This is a genomic window from Zunongwangia endophytica, from assembly GCF_030409505.1.
In the GTDB taxonomy this organism is placed as follows: domain Bacteria; phylum Bacteroidota; class Bacteroidia; order Flavobacteriales; family Flavobacteriaceae; genus Zunongwangia; species Zunongwangia endophytica.
The window spans coordinates 3,420,808-3,447,761 of record NZ_JAUFPZ010000002.1 but is presented as its reverse complement, the minus strand read 5'-3'; the positions used below and the strand labels follow the sequence as shown (position 1 = coordinate 3,447,761).

The following is a 26,954-nucleotide window of genomic DNA, read 5'->3' as shown; positions in this document are numbered from 1 at the left end:
TTGTGGTATGCATAAAGGTAGAATTTTAGTAGCTGCTTTAAATTGGGGGCTTGGCCACGCCGCAAGGTGTATTCCTGTAATTAAGGCGTTATTAAAAAATGACTTCGAGCCTATTTTAGCCTCAGATGGTGATGCGCTTAAATTATTACAAAAAGAATTTCCTCACATTATTTGTGTAAGCCTACCTTCTTATAATATTGAATATTCTAAAACTCCAGAAAATTTAAAATGGAAGTTACTTTTTGATAGTCCGCGAATTTTAAAAACTATTAAGGCTGAAAAAAAAGCGACTAAAATTATAGTCAAAGAATATGGCATTATCGGAATAATTTCAGACAATCGCTGGGGAGTTCGACGCAAAAAATTGAAAAGTATATTTATAACCCACCAATTAAATGTACTCTCGGGCAGCACCACATATTTCAGCAGTAAAATTCAACAAAAGTATATTGAAAAATTTGACGAATGTTGGGTTCCCGATTATCCCGGGCCTAAAAACTTAAGCGGTATTCTAGGACATTTGAAAACTGAAAATTCAGCAATAAAATATATAGGTCCTTTAAGCCGAATTGAAAAACGAACCTGGCCTAAAATCTATGATTATCTTATCATTTTATCTGGTCCAGAACCTCAACGAAGCTTTTTAGAGCAGCGATTACTGAAGGTATTTGAAAAGACAGAAAATAAAATTCTATTTATTCGCGGAGTATTTTCTACGGAAGAAATCTCATCAAAAAACGCCAATATTAATATTCGGAATAACCTTTACGGTGCTGTTTTACAACAAGCCCTGAATAGTTGCAATGTAGTTATTGCCAGATCTGGCTACACCACGATTATGGATTTGAATAAAATTGAAGCAAAAGCGTTTTTTATTCCTACACCAGGGCAGTTTGAACAAGAATATCTAGCGGAAAGACTTCAGAAATTGGTAATTGCTCCATTTTGCACTCAAGATGACTTCTCTTTAGAAAAATTGAATGATTTAGAAGAATTTTCAGGATTCAGAAGCATCCATTTCGATCACTCTTTTCGGGATCTCTTTGCTCTTTTCGAGCGTAAATGAAAATTCACTTCCTACTCCGAACACACTTTCTACATAAATTTTCTCCTGGTGCGCTTCGATAATATGTTTTACTATAGACAAACCTAAGCCAGAGCCACCTTCTTTACGAGAACCACTTTTATCTACGCGATAAAATCGCTCAAATAAACGAGGAATATTTTCTTTTTCAATCCCTTCTCCATTATCCGTCACTCGTACAATAACTTTGTTTTTGATAAGGTTTTCTATACTAATTTCTGTAGTACCTCCTTCTTTACCGTATTTAACTGAGTTCACAACAAGATTCGTAATTATCTGCTGAATTCTCTCTTTATCGGCCTTCACGAAAATGGCTTCTTGATAAGGCATATCGAAGGTTAAGGTGATATTTTTCTTGGCCGCTTTCATTTCCAGAAGATCGAAAGTATTCTGGATAAGCTCTACGATATTAAAATCTTCTATATAAAGATGTAAATCACCAGTTTCTAATTTGGTGATCATATCAAGATCTTTTACAATATAGATTAGACGCTCAACTCCTTTACTGGCACGTTGTAGATACTTTTTTCGCACCGTTTTATCTTTCATAGCACCGTCAATCAAAGTCAAAATATATCCCTGAACGGTAAAAAGTGGTGTTTTAAGTTCATGAGAAACATTTCCCATAAACTCTTTTCTATAATTTTCACGCACTTTTAAAGTTTCGATTTCTAACTTTTTATGCTCGGCAAATTTCTCTACTTCTCTGGTTAAAGAAGCCATATCTGTAGTTACCTGATTGGGTCTTAAAGTCGAGGAATCTAGCAAGGATACATCATCGTAGATTTTCTTGATCCTTTTATAGATAAAGTTCTCTACCCGATATTGAGTGATAAAAAAAGAAAATATATAACAAACTGCAACAAAGCCGAGCAAAGCCCACCAATGAAAATTACCTGATAAATAAGAAAAAGCAGCCCAAAGACCGCTTAAAAATAAGGTTAAGTACAAAGAGGTCTTTATTGCGAACGTGTAGGACTTCTTAAATTTTTTTGCCATTAAACTACAAACTTATAACCAACTCCTTTTACGGTTTTAAAGCTGTCGTCTCCAATTTTCTCTCTTAATTTACGAATATGAACATCGATAGTACGACCGCCAACAACAACTTCGTTACCCCAAACTTTGTCTAGAATATCTTCTCTTTTAAAGACCTTACCCGGTTTAGAAGCTAATAATGAAAGTAACTCAAATTCTTTACGAGGCAAAATCATTTCCTCTTTGTTTTTCACTACTTTATATTCGTCTCTATTAATTACAATTTCTCCCACCTTTACGATGTTAGAAGTTGCTTCTTCATCTCTAAACCTTCTTAATAAAGCTTTCACCTTACTAATTAAAACTTTTGGCTTTATTGGCTTAGTGATATAATCGTCTGCTCCGGCATCAAACCCGGCCATTTGAGAATAGTCTTCACCTCTTGCCGTTAGAAAAGTAATTATTGTTTCATCAAGCTCAGTGATTTTTCTCATTTGTTCACAAGCCTCAATACCATCCATACCCGGCATCATTACATCTAATATTATAAGATGCGGAGTTTTCTTTTTTGCCACTTTTACCGCATCTGCGCCATTATCGGCTGTAATAACCTGATACCCTTCGGCAGAAAGGTTATAGCCAACGATTTCAAGAATATCTGGCTCATCGTCTACTAGAAGGATACGGATGTCTTTTTTCTTCATTTTATTGTATAGATTTTAACAAATACGGGGTAAATGTAATTATTAATTTCAACCTACAATTTAAGCATTTATTTAGTAACCTTTACATAACACTAAAATGACAAAGCGTTAATTTGCCGTTAACACAAGCTTTACATACCCCCCTTTAATTTGCACTCAAGAATCAAACAAAGGGATGAATAAATTTTTAGTACTAATTGCATTTTTACTTACTATCGTAGTAAATGCTCAAGAAACAACAGGTTCGATCGCAGGGAAGCTTACCGACCGCGAGATGAACGGTGAACCACTAGCGTTTGCCAACGTAACAATTAAAGGAACTTCTAAAGGAACAACATCAGACTATGACGGTTTGTACGTCCTAAACAAATTAGAGCCCGGCACTTACACTGTGGTATTCAGTTTTGTAGGTTACGAGACCTTAGAAATACCAAACGTACAGGTGGTTGCAGATAAAGTTACAGAAATAAATACAGATTTAGGCGCCAGTGCTGCATCTTTAGATGAAGTTGTAATTACTACAGTTTCCAGAAGAGATAGTGAAGTTGCACTTTTATTAGAACAAAAGGGTGCCATTGAAATGATCGAAAACATTAGCGCACAGGAATTAGCGAGAAAAGGTGTTGGTGATGCCCAAGGCGCTTTAACAAAGATGGCTGGTGTAAGTAAACAAGAAGGAGTAAAAAATGTCTTTGTGAGAGGTCTTGGTGACCGTTACAACTCTACCACTCTTAATGGATTACCTCTTCCTTCTGAAGATCCAGAATACAAAAACGTCGCTCTAGATTTTTTTGACAGCAATATTATTAATAGTGTTGGAATAAATAAAACATTCCAAAGTTCTTTGTATGGAGATTTTGCTGGAGCAAATATTGATATCATTTCAAAAGAATTATACGGCAAAGAAACGATACAGCTAGGAATTGGATCGGGAATCAATACCCGTGCAGTAAGCAAAGACTTTGAAACTGTGGATGGAGGATCCTGGTTTGGGTACGGTTTATCTTCAGACAGCCCAATAAGCAGTTTAGACAATTATAGCTTCGAAAACTCTTTGGCTCCAAACAACCAAAATTCTCAAGTTAATCTGAATGCAAATTTCCAAATAGGGAAAAAATTCGACATAGGAGAAAACAGCTTAAAAACTCTATTAATAGGATCTTTCGACAGTAAATACAGCTACAACGAAGGAAATACTAAAGAAATCAATGCACAGGGATTACCGCTTCGTGATCTCGATTTTCAGAAATATCAATATAATGTTTCTCAGATTTTAATGGCGAATGTAGATTATGGCTTTGGGGATCATAATATAGGTTTCAACTCGCTATATATTCATAATAATAACCAAAGCGTTGGTAATTATTTTGGGCAATCAGCAAATATATCTGAAGAAACAGACGATTCCGCTTATATAAAAAGACAGCAGATAAATGATAATACTGTGCTAGTAAACCAGATCTTAAGTGAGTTTACTTTGACGGATAGAATTAATTTAGAAGCTAAAATAGGCTACAACATCACTAGAGCGAACGAACCTGATCGTAGACAGAATACTTTTGTTTACAACCAAACTAATGACAATTACCGCGTCGCCGTAGGAACACCCGGCTACAATTTACGTTTCTTCTCAGAATTAGAAGAAAATGAAATTGTTGCTCATTTAAAAACCTCTTATAATTTCGGAGTAATAGATAATGACGAGGAGCCAAAAGGAAAAATTGATTTGGGTTACGATTACAGAAACACAGACAGAAGATTCGACTTCTTACAATTCAATCACGATTTTGGTTCTCCAATCGTTATAGATCGCTCTAATCCAGATTTAATATTTAACCAACAAAATTTGACTGATGGCACTTTTAGGCTGGTAACTAATAGTGGTTTTGGAGCTGATTTTGACCCTCTAGACCCATTTTTCTATGAAGGAGAAAAAGACATCCACGCAGGATTCGCAAGTGCTTTTTATCAATTCAGTGAGTCATTTACATTAAATGCAGGGCTACGTCTGGAGCATATTAAACAATATGTAAACTGGGACACAAACTTATCAAGCAGTGAAAATAATCGTAACACCGATCCGTCGACTTTAGAAAATACATATTTGCTACCAAGTTTTACTGGAAAATACAATTTTAATGAAAATAGTATTCTTAGACTTACCGGAAGTAAGACGTATACATACCCACAGTTTAAAGAAGTCGCTCCATTTCTTTATGAAAATGTGAATTTTTCCAGTTTCGGTAATCCAGATTTAGAAGCCTCGGATAATTATAACTTAGATCTAAAATATGAATTTTATTTCGGTGGTAATCAAATCATATCTCTAACCGGTTTTTACAAAAAAATTATAGATCCAATAAATCGCGTACAGGTGAATTCTGCGGCTAACCAATTATCTTATATTAATTCGGGGGAAGAAGCGGATGTTGCAGGGGCCGAATTAGAAGTTCGCAAAACAATTTTCAACCTTGAATCTAGTGAGAACAGAAAACATGAATTAGCATTTGGTTTAAACACATCTTATTTATATTCCAGACAAGATCTTTCAAATCGTAATACTAATTTCACAAACAGTGAAGATGAATTAGAAGGAGCATCTCCATGGGTTCTTAATACAGATCTTACTTACAACTACGATAGCACTAACTTCAACTTAATGTCATCTGTTGTTCTAAACTATTTTAGTGATCGTATTTACTCTTTAGGGGTGCAGCAACAAGGTAATATTGTTGAGACTGGTATTCCAACATTAGACTTTATCGCCAAAGGAACTATCTCTAAGCATTGGGGTGTTAGTGCCAAAGTCCAAAATATTTTGGATCCGGAATTTCAATTAACTCAGGATGATATTAATGGCGGAACGAACGTAATTAACAATTTTAATAAAGGAATTGTCTTTTCGTTGGGACTTAGCTACAGTCTATAACCAACCATGTAATCTAAACACTTTTATATAACCCAATTATTAAATTAAACACTTATGAAAAAATTAAAATTATTTTATGCTTTTTTTGCACTAGCGCTATTATTGACTAGCTGTTCTAGTGACGATGACAACAATCTGGGAACAGATGACGACACTCCAGTAGTAACAGATGACGACGGTGGTGCCGTAGAAGAAAAAGATGATGTAATTGATTCTCAAGATGATCCAGATTTCGACCCTGAAGATCTAAAAGGTGAGGTACGTGCTGATGTTACTATTACCGCCGATACTGAATGGATGCTTACTGGAGCTTTAGAAGTAATGAACGGAGCTACACTTACAATCGAGCCAGGAGTAACTATCAATGCTCTTGCCGGTGGAACCAATGTTTACATTGCAATTGCGCAAGGTGCAAAAATTGATGCCCAAGGTACTGCAGACAGTCCTATCATGATAACTTCAGCTGCAGAAAACCCAAGATCTGGTGACTGGGGAGGTGTTATGCTTGCTGGATATGCGCAAATTAATTCTGGAGATGTTGCGGAAACTGAGGTTGCTGGAATTTCATACGGTGGTGACGATGATACCGACAACTCTGGTATAATTGACTATATGATTCTTGAATATACTGGTGCTAGAATTAATGGTGATCAGGAATTTAACGGTTTTACATTTTATGGTGTAGGTAGCGGAACTTCAATAAGCAACATCATGGTTAGATATGGTGATGATGATGGTATCGAATGGTTTGGTGGAACTGTTGATGTTACAAATGCATTAGTTGTAAATGCAAAAGATGATTGGTTTGACTGGACTGAAGGTTGGACTGGAAATGGTAAAAACTTTTACGGTATTAGAGAATTTGGATTTAACGATGTAACTGAAGACCCTCGAGGAATAGAAGCTGATAGTAATCAAAGCAACAGAGATGCTTCTCCTAGATCTAATCCTACTATTGACGGACTTACTCTTTACCATCAATCTACCATCAACATGGCAGATATGATTAAAATTAGAAGAGGAAGCTCTGCTACTATAACTAATGCAATTGTTGCGATTTTTGCAGCAGAAGATGAAGATGCAGGAACTGCCAGTGATTTTATTGACCTTACTGATGATGCTGGGGACGGATCTAGCGAAACTTCTATTAATGTAACTGCCTTAGGAGGTATCGATGCAACAGCAATTAAAGATGCAGGTGCTACAGATATTACAGTAGAAGCTGGAAACACAGGAGCTGATGTTTCTGTATTCGCTTGGACTGGTTACGATTTTCCTTCTTTGGGATCTGAAGATGAAGATTAATTTCTTCTAATATTAACAACAAAAAACGGCTGCCTTTCGCAGCCGTTTTTCATTAGATAAACTTCTTAAAATTAGCCTACATACATACCTTCTAATTATGCAAATTTTAGGGATATTTTTTCAATATTTATTGTAAGTTTGCAACAATCGACTAAGAACGAATGAAACAAAAATATCTCTACAGTCTTATCCTAGGTTTATTTTTACTGATAGCTGCTCCTGCAGCTGCTCAGGAAAGTGACCTGCGCCTTAAAAAAAGGACTGAAGAGACTATTGACGGTCTTAGTATGTACCCTAACCCTGTATCTGGAGATAAAGTTTATATCACCAGCACTAAAAATCTTGACAAAGAAATCGAGATCTACAACGTGCTCGGGAAAGCCATTAAGAAAACTAAACTTATTGGTAAAGAACTTGACATCTCTTCTTTAGATGCCGGTATTTACATTGTAAAGATCAAAGAAAAGAATGAGATTGCTACGCGCAAGCTCATCATTAAATGAAGAGGAGAGGCTTCGGCCCACGACGTTCTTCCCCAAGAAAAAGAAAAGCTTTATTATTGCGATTAACTATTCCTTTATTTTTTATTCTTTCTAACTTTGCTTAAAAATTGCAGACAATGCAGAAAAGCAAAATTTTTGATATTCAGTCTAAAACTGATTTTAAAAAAATAAGTCTTGAAATCTTCAAATTTCAGTATAAGAATAACAAAACCTATCACGATTTCTGCAACCACTTACATAAAACTCCAGATAACGTTCAGCAATTAGAGGATATTCCTTTCTTACCTATTGAGTTTTTTAAGAGTCACACTGTACTTTCAGAAAATAAACCAATAGAGATCACTTTTACCAGCAGTGGAACCACCGGAAATAAAACCAGTAAGCATTTGGTTACCGATCTGTACATCTACGAGCAAAGTTTCGAAAAAGCATTTCAGCAATTCTATGGTTCTGCCGAAGATATTACCATTTTAGCACTTTTACCTTCTTATTTAGAACGCGAAGGTTCTTCGCTTATCTATATGGCAGAACATCTTATTCAGCAAAGTCAAAAAAAAGAAAGCGGCTTCTATTTACACAATCTCGAGGAATTAAAACACAAGCTCGTTGAGCTCGATAAGAATGGCGAAAAAACGCTGCTAATTGGCGTTTCTTTTGCTTTACTCGATCTTGTAGAAAATCACCAATTTGACCTTAAAAACACCATCGTAATGGAAACTGGTGGAATGAAAGGTCGGCGTAAAGAAATGATTAGAGAGGAACTTCACAGTATACTTGCCAAAGGTTTTGGCGTTGATACCATACATAGCGAATATGGGATGACTGAATTACTCTCACAAGCCTACTCTAAAGGCAATGGCGTATTTGAATGCCCGCCTTGGATGGATCTTTTAATTCGGGATCCAGAAGATGCTTTATCTCCCGTAAAAAACGGGAAAACTGGCGGAATAAATGTTATCGATCTTGCGAATATTAATTCCTGCTCTTTTATTGCTACTCAGGATCTAGGAAAAATTAATGAAGATGGAAAAGTAGAAATTTTAGGACGCTTTGATAATAGCGATATTCGCGGGTGCAACCTTATGGTTTTGTAAGCTGAGTGCAAGACTAAAAATAATTTCAAACTAATTGTAAGCAAATCGTTTTCCTTGCGACTTATCTTCAGCAGAATAGATGATTAATACCCTACCTATTTTAGCGAATAAAATTTTCATATTAGATTGGTTAGTTAGTTGAATCCCCTTCTAAAATTTAGAAGGGGATTTTTTATTTTAACTGCTAGCCAATATAAAAGGTATTCAACTTAAGCTACAACCAGGATATACGTATTCTTTTTCCCTTTATTCAGGATTACATACCTGTTATTAATCAAGTCGTCCAAGGTAATTTTATAATCTTCTTTTACTTTCTCTTTATTTACTGAAACTGAATTCTCCTTTAAAGCTCTTCTTGCTTCTCCGTTAGATTTCAAAAATCCGGTTTTAGCAGAAAGTGCAGCAATCATATCTAAACCTGCTTCAACATCAGCTCTGGAAACTTCAGCTTGAGGCACGCCTTCAAATACATCTAAAAAGGTTGCTTCATTTAAAGATTTTAGATCTTCCGCAGTACTTTTTCCGAATAATACTTCCGAAGCTTTTACCGCATTGTTATACTCTTCTTCAGAATGCACCATTATAGTAACTTCCTTCGCCAATACTTTTTGAAGTTCTCTTAAATGAGGCGCTTCTTGATGCTTTGCCGTCAATTCTTCAATTTCCTCTTTACTTAAAAATGTAAAGATCTTTATATATTTTTCGGCATCAGTATCACTGGTATTTAACCAATATTGGTAAAATTTATAAGGTGAAGTTCTATTAGCATCCAGCCAGATATTTCCGCCTTCAGTCTTTCCAAATTTTGTTCCGTCGGCTTTAGTAATTAGCGGGCAGGTAAGAGCGTATCCTTTGCCTTCACCAATTCGACGAATCATCTCTGTTCCCGTAGTGATGTTTCCCCATTGGTCGCTACCTCCCATTTGCAGCGTACAGCTATGCTCTCTAAACAAATGTAGAAAATCGTAACCTTGCACCATCTGGTAAGTAAACTCTGTAAAAGACATCCCTTCTGAAGCATCTGAAGATAGACGTTTTTTTACCGAGTCTTTGGCCATCATATAATTTACAGAAATATGTTTCCCTACATCTCGAATAAAACCAAGGAACGAAAAGTCCTTCATCCAGTCGTAGTTGTTCACTAAAACCGCAGTGTTTTCTTCAGCTCCATCAAAATTTAAAAATCTTGAAAGTTGTTCTTTAATCGAGTTCTCGTTATGTCTTAAAGTAGCTTCATCTAAAAGATTACGCTCTGCAGATTTCCCAGAAGGATCACCAATCATTCCTGTTGCTCCACCAACCAATGCATACGGTTTATGCCCGGCTAATTGAAAATGACGTAACATCATTACACCAACCAGGTGACCAATATGTAACGAATCTGCCGTTGGATCGATACCTACATAAGCAGCACGCATTTCTTCGTTTAAATGTTCCTCTGTTCCCGGCATCACATCGTGAATCATACCGCGCCAGGTAAGCTCTTCAACAAAATTTTTGTTCATAATTAACAATTTGTTCTTAAAACAGCTGTAAAGATACCATTTACTCTTATTTTTCCTAAGTGCTTTAATTATATTTACCACATGATTTTAGTAACAGGAGGCACTGGTTTGGTAGGCGCTCATTTGCTTTTAAAACTAGCAGAAGAAAAACAGCATATAAGAGCCACACATCGCGCTACAAGCGATTTGCATAAAACGCTAGAGGTATTTTCGTACTATCATTCTAAGGAAGAAGCAGAACGATATTTCAAAAAAATTGAATGGGTTGTTGCTGAAATTACCAACATTCCTCAATTAAACGATGTTTTTAAAAATATAACGCAAGTTTATCATTGTGCCGCACTGGTTTCTTTTAATCCTAAAGATGAAAAAGCCTTACGAAAAATTAATATCGAAGGAACCGCGAATATCGTTAATCAATGCATTGCTAACAAAGTGGATAAGCTTTGTTATGTAAGCAGTATTGCAAGTTTAGGCAAGCCTGTAATTTCTTCTGAACCTACTACGGAAATCACCAATTGGAATCCTGAAGCAAATAACAGCGATTATGCTATTTCTAAATATGGTGCTGAAATTGAAGTATGGCGAGCTTCGCAGGAAGGTGTAAAAGTTATAATTGTAAACCCTGGAGTGATTCTTGGACCTGGATTTTGGAAAAAAGGAAGCGGACAGATTTTTACCCGCATCCAAAACGGACTAAACTATCATTTCCCTAAAGTTACAGGCTTTGTAGGTGTAAAAGATGTAGTTGATGCCATGCTAAAATTAATGGCTTCAGAAATTTATAATGAACGATTTATACTAGTAGCAGAGAATCTAAGCTTTCAGAAAATATTTAATCTTACTGCAGAAAGTATCAATAAACTAAAACCCACAAAACCTCTAAAAAAATGGATGATTGCTTTGGGCTGGTTCTTTCAGAAAATAGCATCTATTTTCGGAGTTAAACAAAGTATCACCAAAAGCGATATTTCTGGAATTTTCCAAAAATCTACTTACGATAATAAGAAAATTAAAAAGGATATTATTTTTAAATTTACTCCTATAGAAAAAGTAATCGAAGAAACCGGAAGCTACTTTTTAAAAGATCAAAAAGTAAAATAAAAATCTTAACGTGTAGCCTTTCTAAGTCGCGTAGTTTCTTTAGCTTTTATACTATCCAATATTGCTGCATCTGCGCTGTCCTTAGCAATGCTATCAACTTCAACTTCGATAGAATCGATCTCCTTTTTTAAATCTGGTCGGTTTTTATCTAATTTGATCTTGTTTAAAGAGTCCTCGATTTTCTTCTCCTCTTCAGTTAGCTTATTATAATGTTCTTTAAGAGCATCAAGTGAGTCTTTCACTTTATCGAAAATACTTACGTAGTCGTTGTAATTTTCAGAATAATACTCGTTGCTTTTTTCAAACTGAACACTGTCGATAGCAAATTTTTGGTAGATATATTGATTAGGTTTTATTCCGCTTTTTTCCAACATAACCTTATTATAATTTCGCGCGGAATTCACCAAAACAATCTCTGTAAGTATATCCACCATCTTATCCTGAGGAATAAGATTATTTGGTTTACTTACATGCTTTACATCCTGGCAAGAAATACCAATAAAGATTACAAAAATCAGGCTGTACTTAAAGAATCTCATTATCTATCAAACTCCAATTGCTGTGCCACATTCGCAAAAGGCTGGTGCTTAAAGTTCTTGTACACCAATTTCCCGTTTACAAAAGTATGGGTGATTCTAGATTTAAAGGTAACTCCTTCAAAAGGAGACCATCCACATTTGTACAAGATATTATCAGATTTTACCTGCCATGGTGCGTTAAGATCTACAAGCACTAAATCTGCTTTATATCCCTCACGAATGTAACCACGATCTTTAATATTAAACAATATTGCAGGATTATGACACATCTTTTCTACAATCTTCTCTAAAGTTATTTTCTCCTGATGATAAAACTGAAGCATTGCCGGCAATGCATGTTGTACCAATGGGCCGCCACTTGGCGCTTTAGTATATGGATTTTGCTTTTCCTGCTTGGTATGAGGAGCATGATCGGTCGCAATAACGTCTAACTTATCCTCGTTTAAAGCCTTCATTAAAGCTTCCTGATCTTTCTCTGTTTTTACAGCAGGATTCCATTTAATAAACGTACCCTTTTTTTGATAATCAGTATCGTTAAACCAAAGATGATGAATGCAAACCTCTGCAGTGATCTTTTTATCCTTTAATTGTTTTTTATTGCTGAAAAGCTCTAACTCCTTAGCCGTAGAAACATGAAAGACATGTAATCTCGCTCCGGTTTTTTTAGCAAGCTTTACTGCATTTGAAGAAGATTTATAACAAGCTTCTTCACTTCTTATTTTGGGGTGAAGCTCTATTGGAATATCGTCGCCATAACGCTCTATACATTCCTTTAGATTATTCTGTATCGTCGCCTCGTCCTCACAATGTACTGCGATCATTAATGGCGACTTCGAGAAAATTTCCTCTAATACTTTTTGATCGTCCACCAACATATTACCGGTAGAAGAACCTAAAAACAATTTTAGAGCTGCTGTCTTTTTAGGATCAACCTTTAGTATTTCTTCTAAATTATCGTTAGTACCGCCAAACATAAAAGAATAGTTCGCGTAAGACTTTTCGGCCGCCAGCTGAAATTTCTTATCGAGCTCAGCTATCGTAGTGGTTTGTGGTAGCGTATTAGGCATTTCGATAAATGAAGTAATCCCACCAGCCACGGCTGCCTTACTTCCTCTTTCGATATCCTCTTTATGAGTTAAACCAGGTTCTCTAAAATGTACCTGATCATCAATAACTCCAGGTAAAAGATGACTTCCTTCAGCATCAAAAATCTGCACATCTGGCGATTTTGCACTAATGGTTTCAGCAATCTCTCTTATAATTCCATCTTCTATAAAAACGTCACCTTCTGTAATCTTGCCTTCGTTTACGATTTTGGCGTTTTTTATCAGGACTTTCTTCATCACTATCTTCTTCTGTTAAACAGACTTTTTACTTTCATTTTTATTACTCCAAAGACAGCTTCATAAATAATTGAGCCGCTCATTTTGGAGGTTCCTCTGGTTCTATCGGTAAAAATAACTGGAACTTCAGTAATCTTATATCCCAATAGATGAGATTTAAATTTCATCTCTATTTGAAATGCATAGCCCACAAATTGTATTTTATCCAACTTGATCTGCTCTAAAACATCTCGCTTATAACAAACATATCCCGCCGTGGTATCATGAATGTCCATACCAGTAATTAACCGAACATATTTAGAAGCGAGCCAAGACATTAAGACCCTATTCATAGGCCAATTAATCACATTAACCCCGGTTACATATCTGGATCCTATTGCCACATCTGCATCTTCTCTTTTACAAGAATTATATAAACGTATAAGATCGTTGGGATTATGGGAAAAATCGGCATCCATTTCAAAAACGTAATCATATTCCCTTTTTAAGGCCCACTTAAAACCATGTATATAAGCAGTACCTAAGCCCGTTTTTTCTTTTCGCTCTTCAAGAAAAAGTGAATCAGGATACTCTGCCTGTAACGTTCTTACTCTGGTTGCGGTACCATCGGGTGAACTATCATCCACCACCAAAATATGAAATTTGCGCTGTTGGGAAAAAATATTTCTTACCAGCCGCTCAATATTTTCAATTTCATTGTACGTGGGTATTATAATTAGCCCATGAACCATTCTATCAAATTTTGCACAAATGTAGGGATTTTAAACCATGCTTTTGCTTTCTTTTGTTTTTAAGCTTAGTTTTTCTCGCATTACTTTAAATTTGCAAAAAAAATAGTGTGCAGACCATAGAACGTTATACCGAACCTTTAGATTGGATTACCATCATATTTTTGATCTGCTTTATAATGATTGTAATCGTTAGGAACCTTTACACGAATCGTTTTAACGAATTCCTTTCCATACTCACTTCCAACAAATTTATGCTGTTTAGAGGAAAAGAGAACAATCCTTTTCATGGATTTAACATTTTGCTATTCAGCGTGAATGCGCTCTCAGTCTCGGTTCTTATTTTCTGGTTTTATAAGTTTTACAATAGTCCTCCTGCAGAGAATTATATATTCATTTACATTAGGATTCTTACTGCTTATGTATGTTTCATACTTCTTAAATTCGGAGTTGAGAAAATTCTTTCTAATATTTTTGATATGGATCAGGCGATAGACCTCTATCTATTTCAGAAATTAAGCTATCGGAACTACATCGCATTACTAATTTTCCCGATGACGCTTTTATTAATTTACACCATAAATATTACTGATTTATGGGTTTATGGGATAGGTGGCTTTATACTTCTAGCAAATTTAACAGGTATATTTAACATCTTTAAACAACATCAAAAGTTAATAACAGGCAACTGGTTTTATTTTATTTTGTACCTTTGCGCTCTCGAAATTGCCCCTTATTATATTTTATATAAACTGATTGTAGTTTATTAAACGATCTGATAAAGAATTGATATATGAAAGTGAAAACAATTTTGGTTTCTCAGCCAGAACCTAAAATAGAAAACTCTCCATATTTTGAACTGGAGGAAAAGCTAAAGGTTAAAGTTGATTTCATCCCATTTATACATGTAGAAGGTGTTTCTTCTAAGGAAGTTAGACAACAAAAAGTAGATCTTTCTAAGCATACTGCCATAATACTTACCAGTAGAAATGCTGTGGATCACTTTTTTAGAGTTGCTGAAGAGATGAGGTTTAAAGTGCCAGATTCTCTAAAGTATTTTTGTCTTAGTGAAGCAGTCGCCTATTACCTACAGAAATACGTAGTTTACAGAAAACGAAAAATTTACGTTGGTAAACGTACTTTTGAAGAATTATCTCCTCTTATAAAAAAATATAAGAACGAGAAATTTTTGCTACCATCTTCAGACATGCTTAAACCTGTAATTCCTAAAACTTTAGATAAGTTAGGCGTGCAATGGAAACAAGCAGTTTTTTATAAAACGGTAGTAAGTGATCTTACTCATCTTAGCGAAGTAACTTACGATATTCTAGTATTTTTTAGTCCTAGCGGAATCAAATCTTTATTTGAAAACTTCCCGGATTTTAAACAAAACAATACCCGAATTGCTGTTTTTGGTAACACTACGATTAAAGCAGCGAAAGATCACGGATTAACAGTAGACATAAAAGCGCCAACATCAGAGACTCCTTCTATGACGATGGCTCTTAACAAATACATTGCAGAAGTTAATAAGAAATAAATTTTTACTTCTATAAAAATCAAAATCCGGTGCTTTGTCAATCAAACACCGGATTTTTTGTTGAAGAAAGCAACTAATTAAAAAGACTAAGAGTTATATTCGTAATTAACAGGACCTCCCGCTAAAATCTCAGGATTAGCATATTTCTCAAATTTTTCGAAATTTTTCACAAAACTATTAGCTAAATGTTCCGCTTTTTCGTCGTAAGCTTCTTTATCACTCCAGGTATTTCTGGGCTTTAAAACTTCTGATGGCACGTTTGGACATTCTTTAGGAATTTCCAGACCGAAAGATTCCTCTTTTTCAAAATTAATATTTTCGAAAACTCCCGCTAAGGCAGCATCGATCATAGCTCTGGTGTATTTTAATTTCATCCGTTCGCCTATCCCGTAGGGTCCACCTGTCCAGCCTGTATTTACTAACCATACATTCACATTGGCTTTTTTCATTTTCGCACTTAGCATTTCGGCATACTTTGTAGGGTGTAACGGCATAAAAGGAGCTCCAAAACATGCTGAAAAACTTGGTTTCGGTTCATTAATACCTTCCTCTGTTCCTGCCACTTTTGCGGTATAGCCACTTATAAAATGATAGGCAGCCTGCCCGGGATTCAGCTTACTTAATGGAGGCAGTACTCCGAAGGCATCGGCAGTTAAAAAGAAAATATTCTTAGGATTTTCGCCTACAGATGGTTTCTGAATATTTTGAATATGATCAATTGGATAGCTTACTCTGGTATTTTGCGTAATACTGGTATCAGAATAATCAACCTCCCCATCCTTAAAAACAATATTCTCTAAAATTGCACCAGGTTTAATAGCCTGGAAAATATCGGGTTCATTCTCCTTGGATAAATTAATAACCTTTGCATAGCAACCACCTTCAAAATTAAAGATCTTATCTTCCGGCGACCAGCCATGCTCATCGTCCCCAATTAATTTTCGTTTAGGATCGGCAGAAAGTGTGGTTTTTCCTGTACCCGATAATCCAAAAAATATGGCAGTATCTTCTTGCTCTCCTACATTTGCCGAGCAATGCATTGGCAATGTGTTTTTGTAAACAGGCAGAATTAAATTTAATGCTGAAAAAATTCCTTTTTTAATTTCTCCCGTATAACCAGTGCCACCAATTAAAGCAATCTTTTTATTGAAGTTTAATATTGCGAAATTCTCCTGTCGCGTTCCGTCAACTTCAGGATTTGCTTTAAAACCGGGAGCATTTATAACAACCCAATCTTCTTCGAATTTTTCTAAGTCTTCTTCCGAAGGTCTTAAGAACATGTTGTAGGCAAACATATTAGACCATGGATATTCGTTAATAACTCTAATATTTAGACGATATTGTGGATCGGCACATGCATAAGCATCTCTAACATAAAGCTCCTTAGCCGAAAGGTACTTCGTAACTTTATTATATAATTTATCGAATTTGGACGCTGAGAACGGAATATTAATATCTCCCCACCATACCTGATCTTTAGTAACTTCATCTTCAACGATAAATCGATCTTTGGGAGATCTTCCGGTAAACTTACCGGTTTTTATAGCGAGTACACCATTCTTCGTTTCTTCACCTTGGCCTTTTTCAATAGTTATTTTTTGAAGTTTTTTAGGTGATAATTGATAATTTACGTTGCCATTTTCAATTCCGTACTTACTCAACGCAATCGTTTTCGAAACTATGCCTTTAGAATCCATAATTCATCTGTTTATGTAGTTCGTAACTACAGACAAATTTAGAAATCTTCAATAAAATAACTAATTTTAAAGAATAAATTATTGATAATTTAACCTAAACGCTTTAAATATAAGAAGTGTCCAACCAACAATTAAAAAAGCTCCTCCAAGCGGAGTCACCAATGCGATGCTACTAAGATCTAATCCAGCTAACTGATCCAGGCTCAGTAAATAAATAGATCCGCTAAAAAATATAACACCTATACAGAAGAACCAATATAAAATAGTAGTCTGAATTTTTCCAAAATTGGCTAAAGCAATAAACAAAAGCGCATGATACATTTGATATTTTACACCGGTCTCAAACGAATTTAAGGTTTCTGCATCTAGCACACTCTTTAATCCATGCGCTCCAAAAGCACCAAAAATAACTGCTAGCATGCCAAATATTCCTCCCGTAATTAAAAATCTACGTGTCATAAGTTTTAATACCTTAGTTAATCGCTACACAAAACTAAATCAATTATGAAACAAATCCTTTTAATTGGTGCAGGAAAATCTACCGCCGTCCTTATTCGCTATCTTTCTGAAAAATCTTTAGAAGAAAACTTCAAAATTATTGTTGCTGATAAGGAATTAGCTGCTGCAGAAAAAGCCATTCAAAATCACCAAAACTGCAGCGCAGTTCAATTCGATATTTTTAAGCCTGAAGCGCTCGAAAAACATATCGCTTCGGCAGCTATTGTAATTTCCATGCTACCGGCAAGATTTCATATAAAAATCGCCAAAGCATGTCTTAAATTGAAAAAGAATCTGGTTACTGCCTCTTACATAAGTGCAGAGATGAAAGCTCTAAATGCTGAAGTGAAAAAGGCCGGACTTATATTTATGAATGAAGTTGGCGTTGATCCCGGAATAGATCACATGAGTGCCATGCAGGTGATTGACAGAATTAGAGATGATGGAGGGAAAATGATTATGTTTGAATCTTTTTGTGGCGGACTTATAGCTCCTGAAAGTGATACCAATTTATGGAATTATAAATTCACATGGAATCCTAGAAACGTAGTGGTTGCCGGGCAAGGTGGTGTTGCTGAATTTATTCAGGAAGGCAAATACAAATACATTCCTTATCACCGGTTGTTTAGAAGAACAGAGTTTTTAGACATTGAAAATTATGGCAGATTTGAAGCTTACGCCAATCGCAATTCTTTAGATTATCGCGAAGCTTACGGACTCGACGATGTCCTAACACTTTACCGCGGCACGATACGCCGGGTAGGTTTTAGCCGAGCCTGGAACATGTTTGTACAACTGGGGATGACGGATGATAGTTTCAAAATGCAAAACTCAGAAAACATGACTTATAGAGAGTTTGTAAATTCTTTCCTTCCCTATTCCCCAACAGATTCGGTTGAGCTAAAATTGCGACACAATCTTAAGATCGATCAAGACGATATTATATGGGAAAAGTTACTAGACTTAGATCTCTTTAACCCTAAAAAGACTATTGGAATAAAAGATGCAACACCGGCGCAGGCACTTCAGAAAATTCTTGAAGAACAATGGAAATTATCTTCAGAAGATAAAGATATGCTCGTAATGTATCATAAGTTTGGATATGAACTTGATGGCGATAAAAAACAGATTGACGCCACTATGGTATGCATTGGCAAAAATCAAACAGAAACCGCAATGGCTAAAACCGTAGGATTAACTGTTGGCATCGCGACAATAAAAATTCTAAAAAAAGAAATTACCACTCCAGGTGTGCATTTGCCAATTTCGAGGGAAGTTTACAAGCCCATTTTAAAAGAACTTCAACAAAACGGTATCATTTTTAAAGAAAAGCAAACGAACTACTTAGGCTATAACGCAATAGGTGGTGTAAGCAATTAGGAAATGAAATCTTTTTTCCTATTTTAGCTTTATAACCACAACCAAATGAAGATTATAGACCAAAATGTCGTTATCGATGGTATCGACAAAACCATCCTTAATTTCTTAATGGAAGATGCCAAACGACCAATTTTAGAAATTGCAAAAAACATCGGGATTACAGGAGCCGCAGTGCACCAAAGACTTAGAAAATTAGAAAAATCTGGACTAATTGAAGGCTCCAGACTAATTATAGATCCAAAGTTACTAGGCTACAAAACGATGGCTTATGTTGGTGTTTACTTAGATAAGGCCGTTAGCAATCCACTTGCCGTGAATAAGCTGAGAGAAATACCAGAAGTTATCGAATGTCACTATACCACTGGTAATTGGTCTATATTCATAAAAGTACTTTGTAAGGACAACGAACACCTAATGAAAGTATTGAATAAAAACATCCAGGGCATCGAAGGTGTTTCGCGTACAGAAACCTTTATTTCGTTAAATCAACAAATAAGTCGACAAATTAAGATTTGATATTTGGATTTATTCTAAATTAAAATTAATTTTGGCCACAGATGAATGCGATTTATACATCCAAATTCTTTGTCGCTAGCCAGTGTGACCATAACCGAAAGTTCTATATCGACTTTGGGCATAAGACGGTGAAATTTTCGTTCTGCCAATTATTGGCTTTTCGACACAAATTGAATTCTATTCAAATCGAGAATCATTTAAACGGAATCAATCCGCATGGGCTAGAAGTCTTAAGCCTTTGTAATAGAGAACATCTTTTTGTTTTCAATACACACGAGATCCTTGATCTAAGAGAATTAATAGGCGGAACTTTCGCTATGATGGAAATCAACTCGGTTCTTGCTTGATATTAGACTACTTCTAAATTAACTCTCCCATTAGCTAATTACTTCTTTTTTAGGTAATTTTACATAAAAATAAAACCTATGAAAGACCTTGTAAGACAAAATCTACTAATTAATGTAGATGTTTTAGATCTATTAAATAAACAGATCAAACAGGAAGCGCAGTCTTCCGCAGCTTATCTTGCAATGGCCTCTTGGTGCGATCACAATGGACTAGTATATAGTGCTGAATTCTTCTACGAGCAATCTAAAGAAGAACGTGACCATATGATGAAAATATTCCACTTTATAAATGATAATGGTGGAACAGCATATTCTCCCGAAGTAACAAATATTAATCACGATTTTACTTCTTTAGAAGAAATTTTCGAAACCGCGTTAGATCAAGAAATAGCCATTACAAAGAGCATTCACAATATTATCTACGAATGTAGAAATAAACGTGATCTTACTACTGAAAACTTTTTACAGTGGTACGTGAATGAGCAGATGGAAGAAGAACAAACGATGCGTAGAGCGTTAGAATTGTTCGACCTTATTAATACTGAAAATGTTGGACTTCGATTCTTAGACGAAAGAATCAAAGAAATTAGAGAAGAATCTAATCCTGAATAATTTCAGAGAACATAATGCATAAAAAAAGACGGTCTAAAAACCGTCTTTTTTTATTTTATAGTAATGCGTTACTTACTTCGCATTTTTCAACCAATATTTGAAATTTACTTCTTTATCGATAATCGAAGCTAATTCAGTTATTGGCACTCTTTTTTGTTCCATTGTATCGCGATAACGTACAGTAACCGATTTGTCTTCCAAAGAATCGTGATCCACCGTAATACAAAGTGGTGTTCCTGCTGCATCCTGGCGACGATAACGTCTACCCACAGCATCTTTTTCGTCGTACTGAACTCTAAAGTCCCACTTAAGCTCTTCTACAATCTCTTGTGCTAATTCTGGTAAACCATCCTTTTTAACCAACGGCAAAATAGCTGCTTTAGTAGGCGCTAAAACTGCTGGTAATTTAAGAACTGTTCTTGATTTTCTATCACCTAAATCTTCTTCTTCTAAAGAAGAGGAGAACACGGCTAAGAACATACGATCTAAACCAATGGAGGTCTCAATAACATACGGTGTATAATTTTCTCCCATTTCAGGGTCATAAAAACGTAATTTTTTACCTGAATGTTCTTCGTGCGCTTTAAGATCGAAATCGGTTCTTGAATGAATTCCTTCTAATTCTTTAAATCCGAAAGGAAAATCAAATTCAATATCGGTAGCTGCATTGGCGTAATGTGCTAACTTTTCGTGATCGTGGAAACGATATTTTTCATCTCCAAGTCCTAAAGAAGCGTGCCATTTTTGACGCGTTTCTTTCCATTTTTCGAACCAACTAAGTTCTTCTCCAGGACGTACAAAAAATTGCATCTCCATTTGCTCAAACTCACGTTGGCGGAAAATAAACTGTCTCGCAACAATTTCATTTCTAAATGCTTTCCCTATTTGTGCAATCCCGAAAGGAATTTTCATTCTTCCGGTTTTCTGAACGTTCGCAAAGTTCACAAATATTCCCTGTGCAGTTTCTGGCCTTAGATAAAGATCGGTTGCACTATCTGCTGAAGCTCCAAGCTTAGTCCCAAACATTAAGTTGAATTGCTTAACATCGGTCCAGTTTTTAGAACCACTTTCTGGGCAGGCTATTCCCAACTCTTCAATCAAAGCTTTTACATCTGCCAGATTTTCTTCCGTTAAAGATTTTGCCAAACGCTCCAAAATTTCTTTTTCTTCAGCTTTGTATCGTTGCACCCTTGGATTGGTGGCTACAAACTGTGCTTCATCAAAAGTATCGCCAAATCGCTTTTTAGCTTTAGCGATTTCTTTTTGTGCTTTTTGATTGATTTTTTCAGCGTAATCTTCCACCAAAACATCGGCGCGATATCGCTTCTTAGAATCTTTATTATCAATTAATGGATCATTAAATGCATCAACGTGCCCAGAAGCTTTCCAGGTTGTTGGGTGCATCAATATTGCGGCATCTATGCCTACAATATTTTGATGCAGCTGCACCATACTTTTCCACCAATATTCTTTTATATTCTTCTTTAGTTCAGCACCATTTTGACCGTAATCATAAACAGCGCTTAATCCGTCGTATATTTCACTAGACGCAAAAATATACCCATACTCTTTAGCATGGGATATCACATTTTTGAATGTATCATCTTGTTTTGCCATACAGCAAAAATAAAAAAACCGCCATGATATAACTCATGGCGGTCTCTAAAATTTTGAGTTTCTTATCTTAAGCCAAAAGAAGCTGTCCCAATTAGTGCTGCATCGTTGTAAACATACACTTTATAATTTCCTTCTAGCAGTTTTTCTTCAACAGTATTTGCTAGAATACATACGTCCAGCTCCTCATTCTCGTAATAAACACTGCTTTTAGCACTGTAAACCATTACTCCGCCATCATGCGCAACCGGAATTTTGTCTCCTACCAGATCATTTTCAGGATTGTAGACCTGCACATAAAGATTTTTTTCTCCGGCTTCAGTAAGCTCGTTAGCGGTAATAGTAAAACATGTTCTTATTTGATCGATTCTTCTTGTACGATCGTTTTCTACAACTTTACCGCTATTTCTAACAATTACACCTTCCCCACGCAAACTTGTGATTTTTAATTGCGAAGCTCTATCAACTTTATTCGCCAAACTCTGATTTGTAGTTTGAAGCGAATCAGAAAGTCTTGTTTTTTGTGAAAGTTCAGTTTGTGTACTATCGATTGTCATGGCCATACGCTGATTTTGCGCACTTAAACTATCCACTACTCTAAACAATCTATCTTTTTCAGCCTTAAGATTACTTATCTCTCTTCGGTATCGCGTGATCAACACCAAATTGGCATCGTAATCTTTTACTGAATCTAACAAACGATTAATCCGCTCTCTGGCATTTACAAGGTTTTGATCCATGATTTCATTCTCATCGATAGCTTCGTCATACTTAACAATAAGTTCGTTCAGCTCGTTCTCTATCGCCGCTTTTTCCTTCTGAAGAATCACCTTGTTCTCTTTTTCTTCATTATAGAATCTTACGGTATAAATAGTAAGAGCCACTAAGGCAACCGCTAAAACACCAATAAGAATCTTCAATGCAGTATTATTCTTCTTTTCAGTCATCATAAAGTTTTTAATATTTTATAAATTTAGAGGATTAAGGCTTTCCGCCACAACCGCTTAACAAATGTTTCACGATTTCATAAACCTGTTCTATCCAATCACCTGCAATTGCTGTGACAGTCCTTTATTAAATCATGAAGATGTAATTTGCACCTCTTGTTTACATCAACTTCCGCTATCAAATTACCAACCTAATAACGTTAACCAGGCCGATAAAGTATTTTATGGAAGAGCTGAAGTTAATGCGGCCTATTCGCTGCTACTTTTTCGCAAAAAAAGCATGGTACAAACCTTACTTCACAACCTCAAATATAAGAGACAATTTGAAATAAGCTATTTTTTAGGAAGATGGACAGGCGAAATTCTTAAAAACACGACAAGATTTAGGCAAATTGACCTGGTAGTACCAGTTCCGTTACATAAAAAACGTTTAAAAGAGCGTGGTTACAATCAGGTAGAAGGTTTCGGGAAAGAAATTGCAAAAAGTCTGGATGCAGTTTATCGTGATGATCTTTTACTAAAAACAAGCTCTTCTAAAAAACAGGCGCTAAAAAACCGAATATCAAGATGGAATCTTATGGAAGAGTCTTTTCAGCTTAAAAAGCCTTCAGAAATTTCAGGAAAACACATTCTTTTAGTAGATGATATTCTAACCACCGGAGCCACTCTAGAAGCCTGCATTAATTGTTTACGTTATTCAGAAAAAATAAAGATCAGTATCGCTACCATGGCAATTACCATATGATTGTTACGTTTAAATTTAAAATAATCGTTTCTTTGCGGGAAGATTTTTAATCTAATTTTTGAAGAAATTATAGCTCTTTTGAAGATGAATAGGAAGCTTATCAACTTTATTCTTTTTATAATTATAATCACATCTGTAGTCCGATGTGCAAAAAAAGGAATGCCAGAGGGTGGTCCTATAGATGAAGAACCACCACGTTTTATAAGAGCAAATCCCGAGAACTACACCACTAATTTTGATGCTGAAGAAATTAGAATCTTATTTAATGAGTATATAAAACTTGAAAACCCGCAGCAACAGATCATTATTTCGCCGCCAATGGATCCTAAACCTAATATTCTTCCGCTAGGACAGGCTAGAAAAGATGTAATAATTGAAATTGGTGACACGCTAAGAGAAAATACCACTTATGCTATCAACTTTGGTAAAAGCATTGTAGATAATAATGAAGGGAATCCTCATCCATACTTCAAATATGTATTTAGTACCGGAGACTACATTGATTCTCTAGAAGTATCAGGGTTTATTGAAGATGCGTATTTAAAGGAAACGCCAGAGTATGTTTCGATTTTTCTTTACGAAATGGACAGCACCTACAGCGATTCTGTAGTTTATAAAGATATTCCTAGATACGTGAGCTACACCAGAGATAGCAGCGTAAACTTTGATTTAGAAAATCTAAAAGCGGGAAGATACCAAATGGTCGCTATTCTTGATGATAACGACAACTATAAATTTAACCCGGGAAAAGATAAAATTGGATTTTTAGAACATCCAATTACAATACCTACCGATAGCGTTTATACGCTTTCCATTTTTCAGGAAGAATTAGCTTTCGAGGTTAAACGACCTAAGCTTTTTAAAGGAAGACAATTGCTCATTGGCTATCAGGGAATGCCGAATTTGGACGATTTGGAACTCAATTTTCTTTATCCTCCAATAGAACCACCGGTATCCAGAATTACCCGTGATGCTGAAACCGATACGCTTTACTATTGGTTTAGAGATCCTATCGAAACCGATAGTGTTTCTTTAGAAGTAGTAACACCGCGCCAGCGCGACACCGTTTATATAAGAATGGCGCAATTAGAAAGAGATTCTTTAAATGTAAGTCCAGAGCCTTCAGGAAATATTGAATATAAGCAACCATTTTTGCTAAAAGCAAATACACCTTTAGTTGAAAAAAACGATGCGCTAATTACCATTCTGAATAAAGATTCTATTGAAGTGCCTTTTACTTCTGAAATTAGATATTTAGAGAATCAATTAGAAATCTATTTCGAGAAAGAACCTGAAGACACCTATTATTTTAAAGCTTTACCGGGAACGCTAACCGATTTATTTGGAGATCAAAACGACACCATAAATCAGAAGTTAACCACCAAACCTTTATCTGACTACGGAAGCATCATCATGTCGCTTCGCAATGTACGCAGCTATCCTATTATTGTTGAGCTTACTTCATTAAAAGGAGAACTAATAAAACAGCAAACTTTAACTGAAGGCACCCAGTTTACTTTCGAATATCTAAATCCTGGTGATTATTTTCTAAGAATTATCTACGACGAAAACGAAAACGGCTATTGGGATACCGGTAGCTGGCTAGAACGTCGAAAACCTGAAAAAATAAGTTACTATCCCGATACACTTTCGGTTCGTGCAAGTTGGGATAAAGTTATTCCTCCGTTCTATTTAGATTAACTTAAATTGATCTCGATCTTGTAAGAATTTGAACTGTTTTCTGGTATCCTGAAGGTAGGATTTATCGAGAGTAATTTCTTTAGAGAATTCCGATTCGGCATTTTCTTCGGTTAATATTTTTCCGAGGCAATCGTAAACAGCGCTATGCCCACTATAAATATGTCCGTCACCATCTTCACCAACACGGTTTAAACCAATACAAAAGCTTAAATTTTCAATAGCTCTTGCCTTTAACAAAGCGTCCCAGGCAGCAACTCGCTTTTTCGGCCAATTGGCTACGTAAATTAACAGATCGTACTCTTCAGTATTTCTTGACCAAACCGGGAATCGAAGATCATAACAAATAAGCGGACAAATTTTCCAACCTTTATATTCCACAATTAAACGATCGGTTCCTGCAGAATATGTTTGGTCTTCTTTAGCTAAGGTAAATGTATGCCGCTTATCGTACTTCTGGTAAGAACCGTCAGGAAATACAAAATACAAGCGGTTATAATAATTCCCATTTTCAGTAATTATAACACTTCCGGTAACTGCCGAATCTTTGATCTTAGCCTGTTCTTTCATCCAAAGAAAAGTTTCCCCATCATCTTCTTCAGCAAGATTTTCAGCATTCATACTAAAACCTGTGGTGAACATTTCTGGCAAAACAATAAGCGCTACAGAATCACTTAAAGCTTCCATCTTTTTACTGAAAAGACTTCGATTAGCGGAAGCATCTTCCCATTCGAGATTCGCCTGAAGTATCGCTACATTTAAATTTTCCTTTGTACTCATATCCTAAAAATAAGGCTTTTTTAGAAGCTGCTGTCAAATGATTGTTAAATCATTGCAGAAGCGCCGCTTATTAGATAGCTTTAGTGTCGCAATCTCTTTCTTAGAGATGATAATTAATCTCACCCGGTGAGCAACAAAATCGATTTTTATGTTTCTAGATACAATTAAAAATAACAAAACAATAAATAATACGACAACCAGAAGTGTCGTAGCAGGAGCTATTGGCGGACTTGCAGGAGGCGCGGTTAAAAGTTTGGTGGAGTATTTTTTACCAGTTAGAAAAGCTGAAAATCGAAGCGCTCAATTAAAAATTATAGATGATCTTTCTACGAAGATTACCGGAACTCCAATTAGCGTTCAAAATGAAGAACTTGCAGAGCAACTTGTTAACTTCCCGGTAGGTGTTAGTGTGGGAGCTGCTTACGGCTACGGAAAGAAAAACAAAGAAGGATTAAATATTGCTGAAGGAATTATCATGGGAACCTCAACATGGATTTCTACACACCAGACTTCCTTGCCACTTATGGGACTTAAAGACAAACCAACAGATGTTCCTATGAAAATGCAAGCCAATGAATTTATAGCGCATTTATTATTCGGAATTACTACAGAATTGGTTAGAAATAAGGTCAATCAAACATTGAAGAAGTAAGCAAAATTTTACAGCTTACGGTTTACAGTTGATAGCTAGTAACCAGCATTTTTATTCAAAATTTAAATTTCATCATTCATAATAATTGCATGATCTATTTTGCAATTTCTCT

General features: G+C 35.7%; 26 protein-coding genes. 15 read left to right on the top strand and 11 right to left on the bottom strand.

All coding sequences use genetic code 11. The annotated features are described in order from the left end of the window. Positions 1–7 precede the first annotated feature (7 nt). The gene (locus QWY91_RS15090; protein WP_290236333.1) at positions 8–1,066 is read left to right on the top strand and encodes a glycosyltransferase; all 1,059 of its coding nucleotides are present in this window, start codon (positions 8–10) and stop codon (positions 1,064–1,066) included. Here QWY91_RS15090 and QWY91_RS15085 read toward each other — a convergent pair. After that, on the bottom strand, positions 998–2,083 hold the full coding sequence (locus QWY91_RS15085; RefSeq protein WP_290236331.1) for a sensor histidine kinase: 1,086 nt from the start codon (positions 2,081–2,083) through the stop codon (positions 998–1,000). The genes QWY91_RS15090 and QWY91_RS15085 overlap by 69 nt on opposite strands. Further along, positions 2,083–2,766, bottom strand: coding sequence for a response regulator transcription factor (locus QWY91_RS15080; protein ID WP_290236330.1), 684 nt, complete (start codon positions 2,764–2,766; stop codon positions 2,083–2,085). Before QWY91_RS15080 ends, QWY91_RS15085 begins: the two co-directional genes overlap by 1 nt. A gap of 175 nt (positions 2,767–2,941) precedes the next feature. Between QWY91_RS15080 and QWY91_RS15075 the strand changes: the two genes are divergently transcribed. The 4 genes from QWY91_RS15075 (at position 2,942) to QWY91_RS15060 (ending at position 8,597) form a co-directional block, all read left to right on the top strand. Further along, complete coding sequence (locus QWY91_RS15075; protein WP_290236329.1) at positions 2,942–5,695, top strand: TonB-dependent receptor; 2,754 nt, start codon at positions 2,942–2,944, stop codon at positions 5,693–5,695. Between the two features lie 54 nt (positions 5,696–5,749). Next, entirely contained in the window at positions 5,750–7,000 is a 1,251-nt protein-coding gene (locus QWY91_RS15070; RefSeq protein ID WP_290236328.1) for a beta-helix domain-containing protein, read from the top strand. Positions 7,001–7,161: 161 nt separating this feature from the next. After that, positions 7,162–7,503, top strand: coding sequence for a T9SS type A sorting domain-containing protein (locus QWY91_RS15065; RefSeq protein ID WP_290236327.1), 342 nt, complete (start codon positions 7,162–7,164; stop codon positions 7,501–7,503). Between the two features lie 116 nt (positions 7,504–7,619). After that, positions 7,620–8,597, top strand: coding sequence for a LuxE/PaaK family acyltransferase (locus QWY91_RS15060; RefSeq protein WP_290236326.1), 978 nt, complete (start codon positions 7,620–7,622; stop codon positions 8,595–8,597). 209 nt (positions 8,598–8,806) lie between these two features. Here QWY91_RS15060 and tyrS read toward each other — a convergent pair whose 3' ends face one another. Continuing rightward, positions 8,807–10,102 (bottom strand): tyrosine--tRNA ligase, encoded by a 1,296-nt coding sequence (tyrS, locus tag QWY91_RS15055; protein ID WP_290236325.1) that lies wholly within the window; start codon positions 10,100–10,102, stop codon positions 8,807–8,809. A gap of 81 nt (positions 10,103–10,183) precedes the next feature. Here tyrS and QWY91_RS15050 point away from each other — a divergent pair, with 81 nt between their 5' ends. Then, positions 10,184–11,206, top strand: a complete 1,023-nt coding sequence (locus QWY91_RS15050) for an NAD-dependent epimerase/dehydratase family protein (protein WP_290236324.1) — start codon at positions 10,184–10,186, stop codon at positions 11,204–11,206. A gap of 5 nt (positions 11,207–11,211) precedes the next feature. Here the strand turns inward: QWY91_RS15050 and QWY91_RS15045 are convergent, their stop codons facing one another. Genes QWY91_RS15045 through QWY91_RS15035 form a run of 3 tightly spaced genes read right to left on the bottom strand, consistent with a single transcriptional unit; the run spans position 11,212 to position 13,819 of the window. Then, positions 11,212–11,745, bottom strand: a complete 534-nt coding sequence (locus tag QWY91_RS15045) for a DUF4296 domain-containing protein (protein WP_290236323.1) — start codon at positions 11,743–11,745, stop codon at positions 11,212–11,214. Next, a complete protein-coding gene (locus tag QWY91_RS15040; RefSeq protein WP_290236322.1) occupies positions 11,745–13,088 on the bottom strand; it encodes a dihydroorotase in 1,344 nt (447 codons plus the stop codon). The genes QWY91_RS15045 and QWY91_RS15040 overlap by 1 nt, the downstream gene beginning before the upstream one ends. A gap of 2 nt (positions 13,089–13,090) precedes the next feature. After that, entirely contained in the window at positions 13,091–13,819 is a 729-nt protein-coding gene (locus tag QWY91_RS15035) for a polyprenol monophosphomannose synthase (protein ID WP_290236321.1), read from the bottom strand. Positions 13,820–13,995: 176 nt separating this feature from the next. Between QWY91_RS15035 and QWY91_RS15030 the strand changes: the two genes are divergently transcribed. Both QWY91_RS15030 and QWY91_RS15025 read left to right on the top strand, forming a co-directional pair. Next, the gene (locus QWY91_RS15030; protein ID WP_290237110.1) at positions 13,996–14,586 is read left to right on the top strand and encodes a DUF4271 domain-containing protein; all 591 of its coding nucleotides are present in this window, start codon (positions 13,996–13,998) and stop codon (positions 14,584–14,586) included. A gap of 23 nt (positions 14,587–14,609) precedes the next feature. After that, on the top strand, positions 14,610–15,356 hold the full coding sequence (locus tag QWY91_RS15025) for a uroporphyrinogen-III synthase (RefSeq protein WP_290236320.1): 747 nt from the start codon (positions 14,610–14,612) through the stop codon (positions 15,354–15,356). Between the two features lie 86 nt (positions 15,357–15,442). Here QWY91_RS15025 and pckA read toward each other — a convergent pair whose 3' ends face one another. Together pckA and QWY91_RS15015 are read right to left on the bottom strand one after the other, a co-directional pair. Next, a complete protein-coding gene (gene pckA, locus QWY91_RS15020) occupies positions 15,443–17,053 on the bottom strand; it encodes a phosphoenolpyruvate carboxykinase (ATP) (RefSeq protein WP_290236319.1) in 1,611 nt (536 codons plus the stop codon). Positions 17,054–17,131: 78 nt separating this feature from the next. Continuing rightward, on the bottom strand, positions 17,132–17,512 hold the full coding sequence (locus tag QWY91_RS15015; RefSeq protein WP_290236318.1) for a DUF423 domain-containing protein: 381 nt from the start codon (positions 17,510–17,512) through the stop codon (positions 17,132–17,134). Positions 17,513–17,557: 45 nt separating this feature from the next. On the opposite strand from QWY91_RS15015, the gene QWY91_RS15010 reads away from it, so the two are divergent. The 4 genes from QWY91_RS15010 to QWY91_RS14995 all read left to right on the top strand — a co-directional run bounded on the left by QWY91_RS15010 (position 17,558) and on the right by QWY91_RS14995 (position 20,406). Further along, positions 17,558–18,931, top strand: coding sequence for a saccharopine dehydrogenase family protein (locus QWY91_RS15010; RefSeq protein ID WP_290236317.1), 1,374 nt, complete (start codon positions 17,558–17,560; stop codon positions 18,929–18,931). Positions 18,932–18,976: 45 nt separating this feature from the next. Then, positions 18,977–19,447 (top strand): Lrp/AsnC ligand binding domain-containing protein, encoded by a 471-nt coding sequence (locus tag QWY91_RS15005; RefSeq protein ID WP_290236316.1) that lies wholly within the window; start codon positions 18,977–18,979, stop codon positions 19,445–19,447. Between the two features lie 41 nt (positions 19,448–19,488). After that, on the top strand, positions 19,489–19,794 hold the full coding sequence (locus QWY91_RS15000; protein ID WP_290236315.1) for a hypothetical protein: 306 nt from the start codon (positions 19,489–19,491) through the stop codon (positions 19,792–19,794). A gap of 78 nt (positions 19,795–19,872) precedes the next feature. Continuing rightward, positions 19,873–20,406: a ferritin gene (locus tag QWY91_RS14995; RefSeq protein WP_290236314.1), complete on the top strand. Its 534-nt coding sequence runs from the start codon at positions 19,873–19,875 to the stop codon at positions 20,404–20,406. 72 nt (positions 20,407–20,478) lie between these two features. Here the strand turns inward: QWY91_RS14995 and QWY91_RS14990 are convergent, their stop codons facing one another. After that, positions 20,479–22,023, bottom strand: coding sequence for a glycine--tRNA ligase (locus tag QWY91_RS14990; RefSeq protein WP_290236313.1), 1,545 nt, complete (start codon positions 22,021–22,023; stop codon positions 20,479–20,481). A 62-nt stretch (positions 22,024–22,085) separates the two neighbouring features. Next, complete coding sequence (locus QWY91_RS14985; RefSeq protein ID WP_290236312.1) at positions 22,086–22,970, bottom strand: DUF8428 domain-containing protein; 885 nt, start codon at positions 22,968–22,970, stop codon at positions 22,086–22,088. Between the two features lie 61 nt (positions 22,971–23,031). Here QWY91_RS14985 and QWY91_RS14980 point away from each other — a divergent pair, with 61 nt between their 5' ends. Then, positions 23,032–23,712 (top strand): ComF family protein, encoded by a 681-nt coding sequence (locus QWY91_RS14980; protein WP_290236311.1) that lies wholly within the window; start codon positions 23,032–23,034, stop codon positions 23,710–23,712. An 84-nt stretch (positions 23,713–23,796) separates the two neighbouring features. Further along, on the top strand, positions 23,797–25,413 hold the full coding sequence (locus tag QWY91_RS14975; RefSeq protein ID WP_290236310.1) for an Ig-like domain-containing domain: 1,617 nt from the start codon (positions 23,797–23,799) through the stop codon (positions 25,411–25,413). Here QWY91_RS14975 and QWY91_RS14970 read toward each other — a convergent pair. Then, positions 25,405–26,190 carry an amidohydrolase gene (locus tag QWY91_RS14970; protein ID WP_290236309.1) on the bottom strand — a complete coding sequence of 262 codons (786 nt, stop codon included), beginning with the start codon at positions 26,188–26,190 and terminating at the stop codon, positions 25,405–25,407. The two genes, QWY91_RS14975 and QWY91_RS14970, sit on opposite strands and share 9 nt — an antisense overlap. Positions 26,191–26,338: 148 nt before the next feature. Between QWY91_RS14970 and QWY91_RS14965 the strand changes: the two genes are divergently transcribed. After that, entirely contained in the window at positions 26,339–26,842 is a 504-nt protein-coding gene (locus QWY91_RS14965) for a DUF1440 domain-containing protein (RefSeq protein WP_290236308.1), read from the top strand. Positions 26,843–26,954 lie beyond the last annotated feature (112 nt).